Source organism: Streptomyces sp. NPDC005494 (assembly GCF_042872025.1).
GTDB lineage: Bacteria > Actinomycetota > Actinomycetes > Streptomycetales > Streptomycetaceae > Streptomyces.
On record NZ_JBIAJR010000002.1, the window covers coordinates 906,302 to 923,981 of the forward strand.

14 protein-coding genes and 3 pseudogenes are annotated in these 17,680 nt (G+C 69.2%); 3 read left to right on the forward strand and 14 right to left on the reverse strand.

Translation table 11 applies throughout. The annotated features are described in order from the left end of the window. Window positions 1-691: 691 nt before the first annotated feature. Entirely contained in the window at window positions 692-958 is a 267-nt protein-coding gene (locus ACFYQ6_RS09910; RefSeq protein ID WP_388762172.1) for a hypothetical protein, read from the reverse strand. A 57-nt stretch (window positions 959-1,015) separates the two neighbouring features. On the opposite strand from ACFYQ6_RS09910, the gene ACFYQ6_RS09915 reads away from it, so the two are divergent. Then, window positions 1,016-1,609: a DUF4240 domain-containing protein gene (locus tag ACFYQ6_RS09915; RefSeq protein ID WP_388762175.1), complete on the forward strand. Its 594-nt coding sequence runs from the start codon at window positions 1,016-1,018 to the stop codon at window positions 1,607-1,609. Window positions 1,610-1,627: 18 nt separating this feature from the next. Here the strand turns inward: ACFYQ6_RS09915 and ACFYQ6_RS09920 are convergent. After that, window positions 1,628-2,058: pseudogene (locus ACFYQ6_RS09920) on the reverse strand (DUF5958 family protein). Window positions 2,059-2,404: 346 nt separating this feature from the next. On the opposite strand from ACFYQ6_RS09920, the gene ACFYQ6_RS09925 reads away from it, so the two are divergent. Then, window positions 2,405-4,147, forward strand: coding sequence for an endo-1,4-beta-xylanase (locus tag ACFYQ6_RS09925; protein WP_361586702.1), 1,743 nt, complete (start codon window positions 2,405-2,407; stop codon window positions 4,145-4,147). 232 nt (window positions 4,148-4,379) lie between these two features. On the opposite strand, the gene ACFYQ6_RS09930 is transcribed toward ACFYQ6_RS09925, so the two are convergent. After that, on the reverse strand, window positions 4,380-4,856 hold the full coding sequence (locus ACFYQ6_RS09930; RefSeq protein ID WP_388762178.1) for a hypothetical protein: 477 nt from the start codon (window positions 4,854-4,856) through the stop codon (window positions 4,380-4,382). 654 nt (window positions 4,857-5,510) lie between these two features. On the opposite strand from ACFYQ6_RS09930, the gene ACFYQ6_RS09935 reads away from it, so the two are divergent. After that, entirely contained in the window at window positions 5,511-6,116 is a 606-nt protein-coding gene (locus tag ACFYQ6_RS09935; RefSeq protein WP_361586696.1) for a response regulator transcription factor, read from the forward strand. A 53-nt stretch (window positions 6,117-6,169) separates the two neighbouring features. Here ACFYQ6_RS09935 and ACFYQ6_RS09940 read toward each other — a convergent pair whose 3' ends face one another. The 11 genes and pseudogenes from ACFYQ6_RS09940 to ACFYQ6_RS09990 form a co-directional block, all read right to left on the reverse strand. Beyond that, on the reverse strand, window positions 6,170-6,343 hold the full coding sequence (locus ACFYQ6_RS09940) for a hypothetical protein (protein WP_388762181.1): 174 nt from the start codon (window positions 6,341-6,343) through the stop codon (window positions 6,170-6,172). Window positions 6,344-6,565: 222 nt separating this feature from the next. Continuing rightward, window positions 6,566-6,730, reverse strand: coding sequence for a hypothetical protein (locus ACFYQ6_RS09945; RefSeq protein WP_361586722.1), 165 nt, complete (start codon window positions 6,728-6,730; stop codon window positions 6,566-6,568). Window positions 6,731-6,797: 67 nt separating this feature from the next. Further along, a pseudogene (locus ACFYQ6_RS09950) lies at window positions 6,798-7,151 on the reverse strand (transposase); the annotation flags it as partial. 82 nt (window positions 7,152-7,233) lie between these two features. Then, entirely contained in the window at window positions 7,234-9,072 is a 1,839-nt protein-coding gene (locus ACFYQ6_RS09955; RefSeq protein WP_388762184.1) for an ATP-binding cassette domain-containing protein, read from the reverse strand. Further along, window positions 9,069-10,835 (reverse strand): ABC transporter ATP-binding protein, encoded by a 1,767-nt coding sequence (locus ACFYQ6_RS09960; RefSeq protein WP_361586716.1) that lies wholly within the window; start codon window positions 10,833-10,835, stop codon window positions 9,069-9,071. Before ACFYQ6_RS09960 ends, ACFYQ6_RS09955 begins: the two co-directional genes overlap by 4 nt. 234 nt (window positions 10,836-11,069) lie before the next feature. Further along, the gene (locus ACFYQ6_RS09965; protein WP_361586690.1) at window positions 11,070-11,201 is read right to left on the reverse strand and encodes a SapB/AmfS family lanthipeptide; all 132 of its coding nucleotides are present in this window, start codon (window positions 11,199-11,201) and stop codon (window positions 11,070-11,072) included. 32 nt (window positions 11,202-11,233) lie between these two features. Then, window positions 11,234-13,921: a class III lanthionine synthetase LanKC gene (gene lanKC / locus ACFYQ6_RS09970; protein ID WP_388762188.1), complete on the reverse strand. Its 2,688-nt coding sequence runs from the start codon at window positions 13,919-13,921 to the stop codon at window positions 11,234-11,236. 524 nt (window positions 13,922-14,445) lie between these two features. Then, on the reverse strand, window positions 14,446-14,889 hold the full coding sequence (locus ACFYQ6_RS09975; RefSeq protein WP_388762191.1) for a GNAT family N-acetyltransferase: 444 nt from the start codon (window positions 14,887-14,889) through the stop codon (window positions 14,446-14,448). 37 nt (window positions 14,890-14,926) lie between these two features. Continuing rightward, complete coding sequence (locus ACFYQ6_RS09980) at window positions 14,927-15,235, reverse strand: hypothetical protein (RefSeq protein ID WP_388762194.1); 309 nt, start codon at window positions 15,233-15,235, stop codon at window positions 14,927-14,929. Between the two features lie 147 nt (window positions 15,236-15,382). Then, window positions 15,383-15,706 (reverse strand): hypothetical protein, encoded by a 324-nt coding sequence (locus ACFYQ6_RS09985; RefSeq protein WP_388762197.1) that lies wholly within the window; start codon window positions 15,704-15,706, stop codon window positions 15,383-15,385. 507 nt (window positions 15,707-16,213) lie between these two features. Further along, window positions 16,214-17,623 (reverse strand): annotated as a pseudogene (locus tag ACFYQ6_RS09990) (FAD-dependent oxidoreductase). Between the last annotated feature and the right edge of the window lie 57 nt (window positions 17,624-17,680).

Here is a 17,680-nt window from a genome sequence, read left to right on the forward strand (position 1 = left end):
TCCACGCGATAGTTGTGGGAAAGGGGTCAGCTTCGACCGTGGGGGCTGCGGCGGCGCGATGGGTACAAGTATTGGGCGAGAGCGGATCCGGTGGCCGGCCGTGGTGGACCGGGCCCGTCAGATCGTGGAGGGCTACGCGGGCGGCGTCGAGCTGGGACTGGATATCCGGGCGAGCCACTGGGAGGGGTAGTTCGGGCCGGCGCCCCGGGTGCCGGGGACCAGGCGCTGACACTTATGTCCCACGATCGGGTGAGCTGGCGACAGCCGGTCGGACAACACATCTCCGTGGGGCCGGAGTGTTGTCAGCCGCACCGGCTCCTCCCGGACATGCCCGGCACCCTCGTCTGCGAGCGGTGTGTCATCGACCGCGGCTTGACGCGTTTCGCCGCGCCGGATTGTGGACTGGTGGGGCTCTTCCTGCCCGCTGCGACGGGCCAGGATCGATGTCATGGTGGTCCTCGGGTATGCATTGAGTTCTACGAGAAGGTCGGCGACGTCCGCGGAGACGGCTGCCGTGTAGAGCTCGTCGCTGTGTTCTTTGAGCGGGAGCATCGATGGGCTGCGGCTCTTTCGCGGGTCGCGCCGGGGCGAGTGCTGGGGCGCGGGCAACCTCTTCGTCGGCATCTTCACCACCCCGGCCCGTGCCAGTTTCGGGCTGAAACCCCTCATGCGAGCGTTGCTGCGAGCCAGCTCAGTCAGAGTCTTTGTGATCACTGAGGAAATCATCCGAGGCGGGTCGAAGCCTGCGACGCGCTGCGTCCAGGCGTTCGCTGTAGTCCGCCGCGAAGATCCCAGGCAGGGACTTGTCGAGCGTTCCGGCCAGTCTATGAATGGGCGCCCAGACCGCGTCGTCGTCGATGAGGCGGCTGAGGTCCGTCATGTGCACTCGCTCCAGCCAGTTCGCCAGGACCAGCGCTTCATCAGAGGTGAGCTCGATGATGATCTCCGTGTTCTCCACTGCTCGAACATAGTTCGCCGACCCTGCGGTGTCAGAGGTGCCTGGCACAGTGCCGCCGTGGACATCGATTCCTTTTGGAAGCTCATCGAAGAGTGCCGACGGCAGGCGCGGGGCCGGGACGAACAGCTGGTGTGGTTGCGTGACGAGTTGTCGTGGAGGCCGCTGACAGAGATCGTGCAGTTCCAGGTTCGCCTGGACGAAGTGACGCGTGAAGCCTTCTCCTGGGAGCTATGGGCTGCGGCGGAGCGGATCTTCGGCGGTTGGTGTTCGGACGACGGGTTCTGCTACTTCCGCCTGTGGATGGTGGGGATCGGTCGGGAAGCCTTTGCGCGGGCAGTGATCGATCCCGACGCTCTGGCCGACACTCCAGAGGTTCAGTGCCTGGTGGGTCGCCCTCGGGAGCTCTGGAACGACGACTGGCCGGAGTGGGAGTCTCTCGACTACGTCGCCACGGAGGCGTATGGACTACTCACTCGTGCGGATGACGACTGCGGCGACGCATTCTATGAAGCCGCCGACAGCGAGGTGGGCGCTGTAGGCGGCAGTCGAGGGCCGCGCGGCGAGCAGTGGGACGTGCGAGGCGAAGACGAGGCGATACGCAAACTACCGATACTGAGCGCGATGTTTCCCCTCCGGCCACTGGTCCGGTAGGCGCGAAAGCGCGAGGGATCAGGCCGAGGCTTCGGGGGGGGGGTGTCGACAGACAGGCGATGCCACACGTGGGCCGCACCCGGCGGAGCAGAAGCGCTCTCGTCGGCGTTGGTCGGCGACGGCCAGCACCGCGATCAGTAGCCGGAACGACTTGAGGCGCTCGTCGTGCGGGGTGAGACTGCCGATCTTTCCGGGTTGCTGGTCGATGCGCCCTGTGTGATCAGAACTGCCGATGCGTGCGTGGCGCGAAGTCCGGCGCGTCGGATACTTTCCGGGCCGTCCTCAGCGGTGGCGCGTGCCTGATTGCAGAAATGTGACAGGAGGCGCGCGCAGGGTGTCGGACTGCTCCTCAGCCGAGAGGCCCTCGAACCACTCGATTCCCTGCGGCATCGGCGCACCGGCCAAAGCTCGTGGGCGAGTTCGTTGAGAGTGATGTACGGCTCAGCCATCCTCGGGCAGAGAGATCGGCGCCGCCGCACTGGTTGCAGGAGTCGCTGATGGGCAGTCCAGCGAGGCTGCCGTCGGTGGTGCGGGTGCCGTGGGTGGTCGTTCCGCTGGAGTGAGACCCGCCGTGACGGGCGCGTGAGGTGCCGAATGCAGGCGAGGTAATCGGCAGGACGCCGCCGGCCGCGGCCGGGGCAGCGGCAAAGCCGACCGTGAGAAGCGCGAGGCAGCTCGCAGCGTACGTCCGTTTCACGCACCGGGTGACCACAAGGCCGCCGTACCTATGTGTGATGAACTGTGCTCCGGCTTCGAGACGTTGATCCCGTATCGAACAAGAGAGTGGGAGGGGCCGTGGACCTTGGTGGGGGGACGTGGCAGCGACTGACCGCCGTGGTGCTCGTCATGGCGGTGGCGGCCGGGTGTACGGGGCAGGGCGAAGGCGCGGGCGGCGGAAACGGCGAAGACCTGCTGCACAACCACGACTGGACGCAGATGCCGGGCACCACAGCGCGGAACGACATCCTGCGGGTCCGCGCGTTGGATCGGCACATCGTGGAGCAAGACTCCTCCGGCGGCCAGCCCAACCCCCCGCTGAACCTGGCAGGCCCGCATCTCAGGTCCGATGGCGACTTCACCGTCACCGCGCGCATGTCCGGTGTGGGTGACGATGACGGTGACTCATGGCTGCGGCTGTACGGACGGGTCCCGGTCATCTACGACGAGTGGCGGCAGGAACGGCCCTCACTCCGCATCGGCGTGACCGCCGACGGACAAGTGAAGGTAGAGATATGGGACGGCGAGGGCGACGAGCCGGCCACCTCCAAGGATTTCGACTGCGGCTGCTCCGGGACGGTGACGCTCGCCGTGTCGAGCATCGGTGACACCTTCCGCGTGGAAGCCGGCGGGCGGCGCCTGGGAACCGTGCAGGACCCGGGGGTGTTCGCCGAGGGCACTGTCTGGTTCGGTCTGGAGGCAGACGCGGGCGAAGACGAGCGCCGCGAGGGATGGCGTCTGACGCACCTGACCGCGCGGGCAGAGAGCGGTGACTCGCTCCGCGTGATCAAAACGCCGGAGCTACGCCAGGAGCAGTCCGGCGACTCGCTGCGTGCGCGGGCCGCAGACGTGGGGCGGCCGTTCGACGTCGGCGCCGCCCTGGCCGAGAACCCGCTGCTCACCGACTCACGCTACCGGGCGCTCGCGGGGAGTCAGTTCTCCATGCTCACTCCGGAGAACGCGTTCAAGCCGCAGTTCCTTCACCCACGCCGGGGCGTCTACGACTTCCGCGACGCGGACCTGCTCGTACGCTTCGCCCGCGCGAACGACATGAGGGTGCACGCGCACACCCTGGTCTGGCACGAGGCTCTGCCTGACTGGATGCGGGAGAACGACGACCCCGAGGAGGTGCGCCGGACCATGCTCCGGCACATCGCCATGGTCGCCGGGCACTTCAAGGGGAAGGTCGCGGAGTGGGATGTGGTCAACGAGCCCATGTCCGACGACGAGGAGAGCTACACCAACGGGGATCTGGGTCTGCGCTCCGAACAGAGTCCGTGGTTCGAGGCCATGGGGGAGGAGTACATCGACGAGGCGTTCAGGGCCGCCCACCGGGCTGATCCGAAGGCACGGCTGTTCCTCAACGAGTACGGGGTCGAGGAGGAGGGCGAGCGGTGGGACGCCCTTTACGATCTGGTCAAGCGGCTCAAGGAACGCGGCGTACCGATCGGCGGCGTGGGTTTCCAGAACCATGAGTACGCACCCGGCGACCGCATCGACCCGGAGATTTTCCGCAGCCATGTGCGGGATCTGGCGGAGCTCGGGGTTCAGGCGCGGGTGTCGGAAATGGACGTCCCCATAGGCGAGGACGAGGAGGACGGGCGGCAGATCCAGGCGGATGAGATGGCGGGCAAGCTGCAGGTCTGCCTGGAAGAGCCGAACTGCACATCGTTCTCCACATGGGGATTCACCGACCGGTACGGTTCCACCGCCGACACCAAGATCTATCCTCCGCGCACGGCCGATTCCCTGCCGTGGGACGCGGCCCTGCGGCCGAAGCTGGCGTACGAGCGCCTGCTCGAGGCCTTTGACGAGGCGTGAGGCAGCAAACACTCAGGTCCTCAACCTGCCCACTCTCAGCCGGTTCCTGCCGCCCTTCGTACGTCGACCGGCCGGGATGAGGCCCGCCTCCCCTGCGCGCGGCGAGTCCTTCTTGTGGGCTTGGTTCACGGCTGTTTCACCCTTCACCCATCCGGGGGGCCGGGGCGCGCGGCCCGGAGGCTGGGCAGGAGGGCAGAGGGGCGCTGCCGGCCGGGGTATCTGCAGGGTCTGTTCAGGTGCGGGCCACGATGGAGTGGCAGGCGTCCAGTAGTTCTTCGTCGTTGGTGATGCTGCGGAAGCGGCCGCTGCGGCGCGGGAGCGTGAGCTCTTCCCGGATCCTGGGGAGGGCTGGTCGGGCGGCTGGACCCATGCGGTTCAGGCAGGCCAGGACATGGTTCGACGTTGAGCCGTTCTCCGCCCAGGGCTTCCAGGAGCGTCTCCAGGACGACATGCGCCTCGGCGTCGCTCCGATGTCCCACAGGGCGGCCGCGGCGTGGACCCGGGTCCACTCGTCGTCCGCCGTCAGCATCCTCCGCAGCCGGGGCAGGGCCGGTGAGGCATCCGGGCCGATCCGGCCCAGGACATCGCCCATCTCGTGGTGCTGGTGGCTGTCGAGGAGCTCGACCAGCTGTGGCATGACGCGGCCCGCATCGCCTTCGAGTTCCCACAGGGCCGCCGTCGCGGCCGCTCGGACGTTGCCGCCGTGCACGGGTAGACGTCCCCCTGACGGTGAGCCGCACTGTAGAAGTGGCGGAAGGCCTCGCCCCGGACACGGGGGTCCGCTGAAGCCATCCCTGTCAGCCACCCCGGAACGTCGCCCGCCGAACCATAGGCGTGGCCCATCGACTCCCGGCCGACGCTGTCGATCTCATTGATCATGCGGGGCACTATGCCGAACAGCACTGACACCACCCTGTGTCTCACTGGCGGACGACACGCGCAGAAGGATTGAGCCCGCGGAGGTATGGCCGCTGCCCTGCCGGTGGCCACGCACCTTCCGGGGCAGCCCGGGACGATGCCCCTGCCGCTGACATCGCCTTCCCCTATGGCCTGCAGTCACTGAGGCCTCCCGCTGGCGGAGCCGCGCCAGACCGGCTACGCCCCACGGTTTCGCAGCCGTGCGCTACCGCACCCCCGTTCAGCCGATCTCCGAGAAACAGCTCGGGCCCGGCCGACGTGGGGACATTGAGGATGCCGAGGGGCGCCAGGGGGAGGGCTGATGGGTTGCAGGCGGCGATTCCTGCGCGTCAACTCTCCATGGAATTCAGCCACTTCGCGAGTTTCACGGTGCCTCCCCGTGCTGGACCGGTTACTCGTAGCACGCAGGATGAACACACACCCGCTCGAGAAACGAGGTTGGCTCGTGACAACGGTGATGTTGGTGCATGAGGTTGCGTTGTGGCGGGCCTCGCTGGCCTGCCTGCTCAGCACGGACAGCGAACTCCGGGTGAGCACGACGGACAAGGGTGGAGTGCGGGCCGCCACCGAGGAGTTGCTGCCGGACATATTCCTCACCGATCTGGACTGTCCGGACTCAGTTGAAGCACTCCTGGAGATGGGGTCCCTGCGGGCTTCGGCGGGAGAGGGTGGCGCGCTGGTCGTCCTCGCGCGAGGGGACCGGCCCGGAGGGCTGCGCAGAGCGTTCGATGCCGGGGCGAGGGGATATATCGACAAATATAGTTCGCCGAGCGGTCTGCCGGAGGTACTGCACAAGATCGCCGGCGGTGGACGGCATATCGACGAATCCCTGGCGTTCGGTCTGTTACAGGCAGCCGACGTGCCTTTATCCCCAAGAGAGCTGAGCGTGCTCGCTCTGGCCGCAGAGGGGGAATCCGTGTCGTCCATAGCCGGCGCACTGCACCTGACGTGCGGAACGGTACGGAACTATCTGGCGGCGGCCAGCCGTAAGACCGGCGCGCGCAACCGGCTGGACGCGATTCGCCTGTCGAAGCAATTCGGCTGGCTCTGACTCAAGGTTCAGGAGAAACGCCGTTCAGTTACGTGGAGCGGGGCCGGGTGGCGTCAAGGGTCCGTGATGAGCAGGCTGATGGTGGCCTGTAGTTGCCGGTCGATAGCGGGTCCGCGGGCGTTGTACTTGGATTTCGCGCGCTTGACGATCCGTTCTTCGGTGCGGGCACGCCGCTGGCGCAGGAGTTGGGCCAGCACGTTACGGCCGAGGACTCCGACCAGGTTCATGACAGTGCTGGAGATGACAGCCCGCGGCCAGGACGACTTGGTCGCGGGCGGCGGACAGTGCGACGGTGAAGTCGGCCCGGTCCGGGTCGGTGCCCGGGGCGCCGTCGGTGGCATCCGCCATCGCGGTCCGTAGCGGCCGGTAGCGCCCAGACCTCCTGTTCGACCCCGCCCGGGGTGCGGGCGCGCAGGACCCGCCCCCGGGATCGTGGATTTCAGCTCTGCTTACGCCGCCTCGATCTCCCGGTGTTCGTGGTGGAGCCGGATGAGTTCGCAGGCTGGGTACGTCGATGGGTCGGTGAGAGTGGCCAGCAGCCGGTAGGGGCCGATACAGATGCCTTGGGAGGTGGCGATGCTGATCTCGGCGTCGATGACCCGGACGGCCAGCACGCCGAGCCCGGCAAGGAAGGGTTTGTGCCCGTAGCCGGGCCACCGGCACCAGCCTCCGGCTGGACTTGCACCGCACCAGCAGATGCCCGCCGGTGGCGGCGAAGCGGTTCAGGAGGTCGGCGACGCCAAAGTTCCGGTCGCCCAGAAGCAGCACCCCGGGGCGCAGATCGCCGGTCAGACATCCGGTGTATTCCAGCTCGCCGGTGCTGGCCGAGCCGAACGCCGCCCCGACCACCGCCCGGGTCCCGCAGGCCACCAGTGCCGTCAGCCGGATCTGCGGAAAGCCCTCAGCCCCGCTGTTGCACCGCTGTTTGGAGAACACGCCGAGTGTTGCCGGGGCGTCCGGCACCGGCAACAGCGTGCCGTCGACCGCCACCACCAGCAGTCCGCGCCACCTCGTCGCGGCCGCCGTCGTGGCCACCGGGCCGCGGACCAGATCGAACAGTGCTTGCAACCGCGGCCTCCAGACGTTGGCGGGCCTGCTCGGGGCGGGGCGCGCCGGGCTATCTGTCCCAGATTCCGGTCAGGTCGCGGTAGAGAGCAGACTTGTCGAGCAACTCGGCCGTCGTTCCGCACATGACCTGCGAGCCGTCCATCACCAGGACCCTGTCCGCACGGTGTGCGGAACTCAGACGGTGGGCGATGACGACAAGGGTTCCCGCGCGTGCCGCGAGCGCGTTCTCCACACGCGCTTCGGTGGCGGGGTCGAGGTTGCTGGTGGCCTCGTCCAGGATGAGCAGTGGGGCCGGGGCGAGATGGGCCCGGCCCAAGGCGATGAGCTGCTGTTCGCCCTGGGAGAGCCGGCGCGGCAGGACCGTGGCGTCCAGTCCGCCGATGCGCTCCAGCAGCGGTTCCAGGCCGAGCGCCTCCACCGTCCTCTTGATGTCCCGCTCCGATGCCTCCGGGCGGATGTAGCAGAGGTTGTCGCGCAGTGAAGCGGTGAACACGAACGCGCGCTGCGGGAGGAGTGTGCGCACGGCAGTCGGCTCCAGCGTCGAACACGCGCGGCCCAACCAGCGGACTTCTCCCAGCGTGGGCGGGACGACCCCGGCGAGAACCGTGGCGAAAGTGGACTTGCCGCAGCCGCTGGGGCCCACCACCGCGAGACGTTCGCCGGTACGGATACACAGGTCCAGCCGGTCCAGTACGGGACGGGCGCCGGGCCCATAGGCGAACGTTACGCCTCGCAACTCGGCGACAGGCCCCGGGAGGGAAGCCCGGACGGAAGCCCGGGGAGGGGCGTCGGCGGTGGGTGGCGGGACGGGGCGGGTGAAGCGGTCGAGGACCACCACCAGGCGCCCCCCGGCCGTGCCGAGCATGCTCATCAGGGCATGCACGGCCGGTGCCAGAGCCTGGGTCAGGTAGGTCAGTGCGCCCACCAGCACCCCGCCCGTGAGTCCCTGGCGCAGCAGCCACGGAGCGGCGAACAGCAGAAAGATGGGCGGGACGCGCCCGCAGAGCGCTGTGGCGAGGATCCGCACGGCGCCCCAGCGGGCCAGGGACCGGGCGGTGTCCGCCTGCCGGAACGCGAGTGTGCGGGCCTCGTCCCAAACCGGTTGCGCCGCCCCGGCCGCCGCGATGTCCCGCAGCGCGGACGCGGTGTGCCCGGCATGTGCGGCGTACTCCTCGTCGGCCGAGAGGTAGGCGCGCTGTGCGGCGGCCATCGGGACGAGGGTGGCCAGGAACAGGACCATCCCGAGGACCAGCGGGGGGAGCACCACCAGGAGCAGTTGCGGTGCGAGTGTCGCGATTCCGGCCAGGGCGCCCGCAGCGGTGAAGACGAACGAGCGCAGGGTCAGGACGAGGCCGGCCCAGCTGTCGCGCGCGATCTCGCTCTGGTGAGTGACCTGTGAGACCGACCGACTGGTGTGGTCGGTCGGCCGGTCCAGGGCGGTGGTGAGCGCCCGGGCCACGGCACGTCGTACGAGCCCGTCACGCAACGGCTCCACGAGCTCTGCCAGCTGGACGAAGACTCCCCGCGTAGCCAGGCCGGCCGGCAGCGTGGCGACGGCGGCCAGCAGCAGCCAGAGAAGGCCGGTGACCGGCCGGTCCGCCAGGAACCCCGCGTCGAGGGCGCGGGCGACGCCGTAACCACCGAGGAAGGTCTGGGCGAATTCCACCAATGACCAGGCCGCCAGCCGCACGAGCACGGCCGTGCGGGCGAGCAGGAAAGGTATTGCCTCGCGTCCGACCCGGCCGAGAGCGCCAGCCGATGTGCTGCCGTCATGGGTGGGGTCCGGCGCGTCCGGTGCCGGCGATCGCTTCGGCACTTCCGGGGCGGGCCGGTCGGGGGCGGGGACCGGGGGGTTGCTTGGCTCCGCCGCCTGCGGCTCCGCGGTCACGGGGACTCCTCCGCGTGCGGGAGCTCCGGTGCGTCGGAGCGGGTCTCGGAGACGAAGTCCGAGCCGCCCTCGCCACCGTCCGGTGGTGAGCGGAAAACAGCCTGGTAGGCGGGGTCGGCCCAGAGGTCTCTGTGCTGGCCGACCGCTCGTACCGCCCCCTCGTCGAGCCATACCACCAGGTCGGCATCGGCTGCCGAGGTCAGCCGGTGAGCGACGATCATTCTGGTGCTCGTCCCTTCGAGACGGTCCAGCGCCTGCTGGACCTGCCGTTCGGTGACGGTGTCGAGGCTGGAGGTGGCATCGTCCAGGATCATGAGGCGCCCCCTGTGTGCGAAGGCGCGCGCCAAGCCGAGCCGCTGGTACTCGCCGCCCGACAGCGGCGCCAGCGCCGACGGGGTGCGGTATCCCTGCGGCAGGAGTCCGATGAAGCCGTCGGCCGACGCCTCACGGGCCGCGGAGCGCACCTGACCGGCCGACGGCCGGGGAACACCGAAGGCGATCATGTCCTCGACGGTCGCCCCGAGCAGCACCGGGCGGGCGAAGGCGAACGACACGTCGTGGCGCAGTCGCACGGGTTCCACACCGTCCAGCGGTACTCCGTCGAGAGTGACGGTCCCGGTGTCGGGGTCGCTGAGACGTCCTGCGACCGCCGCCAGCAGGGACTTGCCCGAGCCCGACCGTCCGACGACGGCTACGGACGTACCGCCCGGGACGGTGAAGCCGACGTCCCGCAGCAGGTGCTCGCCGTCGCGTACGACATTCACACCACGCAGTTCCAGGGTGCCCGGCCCGCCGGGCGGCAGACCGAGCGAGCGATGAGGCATGGCCGGCAGCTTCAGTAGCGGATCCAGCCGGCGGGCCGCGGCCGTGCTCCGGTACAGGGCGCCCAGCGAACCGGTCAGCGAGCCGATCCCCGCGGCCAGCACGGCGTAGCGGGAGGCCGCGACCAGATCACCGACGCTGATCGCTCCGGCCCACAGGCGCAACCCGCCGACAGCGATGACGAGAAAGGTGAGCACGGGCAGCAGTACGGCGCTGCGCGCCGTAGCACGGCCGTACACCTCCCAGACCCGTCGTCCGTGTACGGCGAGAGGGGTGAGGGGCTCGAGAACACGGGCGTATTCATGGGCCCCGGTGCGCGCCGCCCGGATGGTGGCCGCGCCGTCGAGGGCTTCGGTGAGCCGTGTCGCGACCTCGGCCTGTTCGCTCTGGTAGTCGGCGGTCGCGTCGGACGTCTGCCGTGTGAACGCCCGCAGCAGGAGGAAAAGCGCGGGAGCCCCGGCGAGCAGCGCCAGCGCTGTCCAGGGATCGATGAGAAGGAGCCCGATGACGCTGCCGACGGGCAGCAGTACGGCGGCGACGGCGCCGGCTGCGGTGACGGGAGCCGCAGCGGCGTCTGGAGCGTTGGCCGTGAGCCGCGTGGTGAGGTCGCCCGGTGCGACGCTCTGGGCGTTCCGGGGCTCGGCGCGCACCACCCGGTCGAGGAGCTCGGTCCGCAGCCAGGCGGTCATCCCGGCCGTGGTGCTGCCGCCGACGAACACGAGGAGGGCGTCCAGTACGACCTCCGCAGCGGTGAGTCCGGTGCACAGCCACAGGATCGCCCAGGGTACGGCCGCCCCGTTCAACACCTGGTCGAGAGCGCTGCCGAGTGCGGCGGGCAGCAGTACGGCGGCGAGGGCGGCGCCGGCGGAGCACAGCAGTACGACAAGGACAGAGGCGGGCTGCCGGCGTGCCAGCGTACGCAGGAGCGGGCCGGGTTCCACGGTTCGCCCGGCGTCCTGCCCCCTGGCGGCACCGTGCGGTGCGACATCCGCAGCAGGGCTGTGTGCGCCGCTTCTCACGCCCAGAACTCCCTCCGTCGGGCTCCGCCGGCTGCAGGAGCACCACTGCGCGCAGTCGGTACGGGTATGACTGATCCCGGGGGCAGTGCCCCCGGGATCAGCCGGCACCGGGCCGCCGACCGGCCGGTATTCACCGGTCAGCGGGCCGACTCAGCGTCACGGGGTGCAGAGAACCACGCTGAGCGAGCTGTACTCACACACCAGCAGGCTGACCTGGCTGCCCGTTGCCACCTCGTCGAATGCTTCGTCCGCCGGAGTGTCCATCGCCTGAAGGTCGAGAAGTGCCATGATGCATTCCCTTTCTTGTGACTGATAGAGCGTCATTTGGATACGGCCCCCGAGGAGACCGGTCTGTGGGCCGCGGTGCGCGGCGTGGTGGGCCGCGTGAGCGGCAGGAACGGCAGGGCCGCCGGGGTCCCGGCGAACGCGCTGCCCAGAGCGAGCAGACAACCGGCGGTACCGGTCGCCAGGTCCATCGACAGCCTCATCAGCTGTTCTCCAGGAAAGGCCAGCCCTCCGCTGTACGACATGGCGTGGGCGCCCAGGAGCCCGGCGTGACGGCGGATGACACGTCGCCGGTCCTCTGCAGCGCCTGCCGGCGTGCGGGCCAGATGCAGGATGAGGCCGGCGGCCCCTCGGAAGAGACCCGGCTGTACGTAGAAGGCGGACCGGGAGGCAGGCAGCAGCGCGTGCCGCGCCGCCTCGAGCCCCTCGTCCGGCCGGTGCGCCAGAAAGTCATCGATGACCATCGCCAGCCCGGCGCTGCCGGCCCCGAGATACGGCATGGTTCGCTTGCCCTCGACCACCACGAGCGCGCCGTCGGCGCCCTCGCGGCACCGGGCGAGATCGCGGTGCAGTGCGGTGGCGGCGAGGTCCAGGAGCGCGGCGTCCCCGGTGGCTTCGTACCGCCGGATCAGCAGGAGCGCGATCCCGGTCGCGCCCCGCAGGAGCCCGGTGCCGGGCATCGGCAGGTCCTCGGCCAGCGTACGGACGGCCAGCTCGGTGCAGCGGTCGGCGCTACGGGACAGGAACGCGGCGTCCGGGGCGGGAGCCGCGTGTGCCAGGTCGTAGAGGGCCAGGGCGATGCCCGCGTGTCCGCTGTGCAGACCCACGGTCAGGCCTTCCAGAGGCTGTTGGGCGACAAGGCGGGCGAGTTCCAGGGCCGGCCCGGTGCGGCCGAGGCGTTGGAGTGTCCACGCGATACCCGCCAGGCCGTCGTAGAAGCCCAGGGGCGTGCCCGGTGCGGGGGCCCCGGCCCGTGCGAGCAGCCAGTCCAGTGCCTCGGGACAGGAGGCGGCGCCCGTCTCGTGGAGGGCGTAGAGCACTCCCGCCGCGCCGTAGCCGAAGGACTGACCGCCGGCTGGCGAGGCGAACTGGGCTATGTCGCCGGGGAAGCAACGGTCCTCGCGCTCCCGCGTGAAGGAGGAGATGATCGCGTGCGCCATGGAGTCCCGGCTGTGTGGCCAGTCACCGGGTTCCGGGAGCGCCGTCCAGGAGTCCCCGGCCGGTTCCGTCCGCGCCGCCTCTGCCTCCCTCTCCGTACGGTCCGCGCGTGCCCCGTAACCGACAGAGCTCCCCGCTCCTATGCCCCGCTGAATCTCCTGCACCGCCGGCCGCAGAACGGCATCCGGCAGACCGAAGATGTCCGAGGCCCGTTCCGCCAGCCGGACCGCCTTGCGCCGGTCGATGACGAAGAGCGTGGTCAGCGGCAGAAGAAGGGCGATGCGCAGGCAGGCGAGTGCGTACCAGTCGATCTCCGTGCCCCGCCGGTCCGCCGGCGCGACGAACGCAGGATTGGCGACGATCTGTCTGCTGAGGTCCTGTGCCCTGGACGCCGCCTCGAAGTCCAGCAGCACGACCCGGGACTCGTCCTCGGAGACCATGATGTTGCTCATGTGCAGGTCGCTGATGACGACACCGCGTTCATGGACGGCCAGTACAGCGCGCTCGACGAGGCCGTAGATCCTGTCCGCCCACGCAGCGTGTTCGGCGAGCGATTCGACCGTGGGTTCGGCGCGCGACAGCGGGTAGCGGCGCGCGAAGACAGTGTTGAGCGTGTCGCCCGCAATATGCTCGAGCACGAGGAAGCGGTGCTCGCCGACGTCGAACACGTCACTCACGCGCGGTATGCACTCGAGTCCGGCCAGCTGCTCCAGTGCCACGCGCTCACGTTCCAGGCGGGCCGTCGCATCGGCTCCGTCCGCGGCCAGCCCCGCATGAGGACGGGCCTCCTTGAGCACCACGCGCTCCCCGCTCCGGGTGTCCCGGCCCAGGTAGACGCCGCCGCCGTTGGAGAAGTGCAGCGCACGCTCCACGCTGTACGGCAACCCGGCCAGCCCGACAGCGGCGCGCGCCTGAAGGTGCGGCAGCAGAAACGGCGGTGTCTCCACCCACTCGGGGATGACCAGGGACGGTCCGCGCGGATCGGGCACGAGGCGCCCCCGGGGATCGGCGACGGCGGGCACGAGCCGCCCGTCGGGCGCAGGGCAGAAGCGCGGGGCGAACGCCCCGTACCGGACGTGCACCGGCCCGCTGCCGCAGCGCAGATCGCTCAGGATGTACGGACCGTGCTCCCCCTCCAGCAGAGCCATGAGGTCTGTGCACACCTGCGGGAACGCGTCCTCGGAATGTGGATAAACGGTGATGAATTTGCCACTGCCCGCCCGGTCCGCGTACTTCGCGTTACGAAGGTGGAGCAAGCCGGGCCCGGCGATGAACTTGACCGGCAGCTTTCGCGGAAGACAGTAGTCGAGTACGCGCCGCAGTATCGATTCGGCATTGTCGAGCCCGGCCGAGACGTGGATTTTCCAGCCCTGGGAAGGCACGCGCACCCCTCGCGGGACCAAGGACAGCCAGTCACCGCGCCGCGATCGCTCCCACCCCTCGGGGCCGGCTTCGCGAGCCAGCCCGTAGAGCTCCGTCTGTTCCCGGGAGTCGTCGGGTGAGCGGTGCGGCACATCGTAGAAGTGACGGTCCACTGCGCAGTACGAGGCGTACTCCGGGTTCACGTACGCTCCTTCGCTCAGGCGATCTCCATCGGCGTGACTGAACCTGTCACGCCGCCGAGGAGTGCGACAGTCACCGCTGTCACGACTCCTCGTGCGGATCGACCGTGCGGAACGCATCTGCGTTACGCAGGTGGCGGCTTCGACGTCCGGTCACGGACCGGAGCCAATCTGCATGCACCCGGCCACGCGGACGGTCCCGGTAGGCCTGGGCCCGGCACGAGCCGTCGCAGTACCGGCGCCAGGAGGAGGCGTCTCGCGGTAGCCGGGCCCCGCAGGAAGCGCAGCAGCGAACGCGGGCCATGTCTCCAGCGTCGCGGACGCGGGCGTAGGTCCGTTCGGCCTGCCCGATCGCACCTACAGCCCCCCTGCAGATCCTCCTGCGCTGATCGCCGACGCCCGAGCTGGTGTCTATGCAGCTCAGAGCAAATTCCGGAAGGGCAGCGGAATGTATGAACAGCCCTGTGAACCGCTCTGGTACTCCAGTCGCAGATCGTGATCGGCATGTCCGTGACCTGCTCCTCGCGTCATGATGGGCGAGCGAGGTACGCCGTCTTGGCGTCGGGTGAGAAGCCGCAGGCTCGGTAGAACGCGTGCGTGGCGGGTGCGCGCGAGCCTGTCAGCAACATTGCTTTGTAGCAGCCCGCGTCCCAGGCGGCTTGGAGCGTGCCGGCCATGATCTGCTTGCCCAGACCGGTTTTCCGCAGGGTCTCCTCGACGACGACGTTCTCGATGACGGCGTACGGCGATGCCGACCGGGTGAGGTTCGGGATCAGGTTCAGGTGCGTCGTGGCGACGATGGCACCATCGGCCTCAAGGACGAACAGGCGCAGGCCGGGTGAATCCCGGATCTGCGCGAACACCGATGCGTCCGACCCGTCGTGCAGCACCGGGTCCTCTGGATGCAGTTGCCGGTATAGGCGCATTATCTGCTCGAAGTCGCCGGGCCTGGCCTCGCGGAACTGAGTCATGTCGCCAGGCTGACGTTCCGACCGCAGAGGGTGATCTTCACGCCTGCTTCGCGGCCTGATGGCCCGTTGCACCCCATTCGGCACCGGCTTCGTCGCGTCCGGCCAGGCTTTTGCCGGACTGAATCTGGCGGACAACGAAGCGCAGCAGGGCGATCACGTCGGGCGGTTTGTTCGGTACGGGCGGAGCCTTACGACTCAAGGCGGCCAAAACGAGATCCCGTTTGATCGCGCGTCGACGGCCTCCAGCCGCGCTGTTGCCCGGCTTTGGTCTGACCGGCCAGACCTGAACACCGGCCTGTCCCGCATCCGCGAAGGCGACCTTGTGCGCGTACCAGACCGTGGTCATTCGGCTGGTTGATGCAGATTCTTCTCGGCGCTCCGCTGCGGCCGGGTAACCGCGTAGCCGAAGGCGGTCGCAAGGACGTACACGAGGACCGAGTAGACGGCGATGAGGATCGCGACCTCAGTGCTGTTGAGACGCTGACGGCGATGGTCAGTGCCACGGTCGTGGTGTGGTTCCGACCTCCATGGAGCTCGCTGTCGCCTGGGGTTTGCCGAGGCGGAGCAGCCGGGGGCCGGCGTAGCCGAGGGTGAGGCTCGTGAGGTGGAGGACGCCGGTCACCAGTCCGACCTGCTGCATGTAGTCGGCCAGGTTCTCCCGCTCGCCCGGCAGGGCACCGACCGAAACGATCGCCAGCACGACGATGGACAAAATCCGGACCGGACGGTCGGCGCGTGCGGCGAGGTCGGCGGAGCGACGGCGGATCGCCTTGCCGACGGCGACCGGGATGAGCGCGATGGTGATCGCCTGCACCACCTTGCCGAGCTGCAGTTTGAGGCCAAGGTCGCCCTGGGCCGCTGCGTCGTGGTCGCCGATTTGTCCCAGGTGATGGGCGCGGACTCCCGTCGGGTCTCAGCATGTCCGCGAGTTCGGGCGTCGCGCTCTATCACGGGCTGCGGGGGAGCCGAGTCCGTCGGTTAGGTGAATGAGTAACCAGATCCGCGGGCGGTCGCTGACCTGGCCAGTGGCGCGAACGAGATCGCTCGTCATCATGGAAGTGGTTGTACTTAAGGAAACGCTGGATGTCATGCGCATGCTTCTTAGGGAAGAAGAGTGTATGACTTCGATGGTGCACAGGGAGCGGACGGGGGCACAGACGAGCGCCGAGGCCCAGAGCCCCCTGGGCGCGACAGGCTCACCCCGGGACGTCGGTTTCGCCGTCGAGGGACAGGGCCCGAGGGGGCCCGGATCCAGTGCAGGTGGACGCCGCCCTCTGGCCCACGCACGTAGGCGATGCCTATCCGCGGCCAGAGCAGGGCGCTGCTACTTCGTCGGTTTGCGAGGCGCGAGCGGTTTGGTGGCGGGGCCCTGAGGACCGATCCGTCCGTGGCGAACCGGGAGCCGTGACAGGGGCACTCCCAGGCTGTCTCGGCCGCGTTGAAGGCGACCAGGCAGCCGAGGTGGGTGCAGCGGGCCGAGACGGCGTGCGCGGTACCGGACTCGTCACGGTAGACGGCGCACCGGCTGCCGTCGATCCGTACCACCGCTCCCGTACCCGGGGCGATGTCGGCGACCGAGTAGACGTGGGTGGTGGCGAGGCGGTCACCCACGAAATGACGTGCCACGTCGGCCTGTTGCTTCAGCAGAGCGGGGGCCTCGCGCACCGCGCTCCAGAGCCTTCGCGGGTCGTACAACCCCGCCCACACCGGCTCCTCGTCGTGGATGAGCCGGGTGAGGAGCTGGCTTGCCAGCACCCCGCCGCTCATGCCCCATCCACCGAAGCCCGTGGCGACGTAGGTGTGCCGGGCCCCCGGGTGGTAGCGGCCGATCATCGGCACGGTGTCGCTGACGTCGTTGTCCTGGGCCGCCCAGCGGTAGGCGGTGTCGCCCACGGCGAAGTGAGCGTGCATCCACGCGTCGAGGCGCGCGAAGCCGGCGGCCGGGTCGCCCTCACCCGGGGTGAAACTCTCACCGGTCACGATCAGCAGCCGCTGTCCGTCGTCGCCGTAGGGGGCGGTGCGTACGGACCGTTTGCCGTCGTCCTGCGTGAGGTACATGCCGGCCGGATCCTGGTCAACGGCAAGGGGCGCGGCGACGACGAGTTCCCGGCGCGGTGAGAGGCGGGCGAACAGCAGGGCCCGGTCGAAGACGGGATAGTGGGTGGCGACGACGACGTCCCGCGCGGTCACTGTGTGCCCGGCCTCGGTAGTGACCCGGCACGGGGTCCCCTCGTGTAGGCCCGTCACCCGGCTCCGCTCATGGATCACCCCGCCGTGCGCCCGGAAGTCATCGGCCAGGGCGATGAGATAGGCCCGGGGGTGGAACTGGCCCCGCATCCTGGGCTGCGGATGCCTCTGCCTGCAGTGCGACACGGTTCTCGGGCTGGGTGGTGTAGGTGAAGGCTGGGCGTCGCTCCCACGCGCAGTCAATGTCCAGCTCGTCGCACACAGCGGAGATCCGTTCGACGGCACCTTGTTGGGAACGGGCGTACATGCGGGCGGCATCGAGGCCACGGGTACGCAGGAGCCGACCGTAGACCAGGCCGTGCAGGGCGGAGACCTTGGCGGTGGTGTGACCGGTGACGCCGGCGGCGACGCGGTCAGCCTCCAGGACGACCACACGAAGCCCTGAGCGGACGAGTTCCCAGGCGGTGCTGAGCCCGGCGATGCCGCCTCCCATGACCACCACGTCCGTGGGGTGTGTCCGCGGAACGGTGTAACTCCGTTGGTTGATTTCAGTTGTTGGTCATGCCGGTGGTGAGCCGGCCGTCGAACGCGATGTCGAAGGCGT

Bases quoted from the DNA above. Each gene is read 5' to 3' on its own strand.
- ACFYQ6_RS09940 (WP_388762181.1), bottom strand. From the start codon at position 6,343: ATGAACCTGGTCGGAGTCCTCGGCCGTAACGTGCTGGCCCAACTCCTG.
- ACFYQ6_RS09965 (WP_361586690.1), bottom strand. From the start codon at position 11,201: ATGGCACTTCTCGACCTTCAGGCGATGGACACTCCGGCGGACGAAGCA.
- ACFYQ6_RS09975 (WP_388762191.1), bottom strand. From the start codon at position 14,889: ATGACTCAGTTCCGCGAGGCCAGGCCCGGCGACTTCGAGCAGATAATG.
- ACFYQ6_RS09980 (WP_388762194.1), bottom strand. From the start codon at position 15,235: ATGACCACGGTCTGGTACGCGCACAAGGTCGCCTTCGCGGATGCGGGA.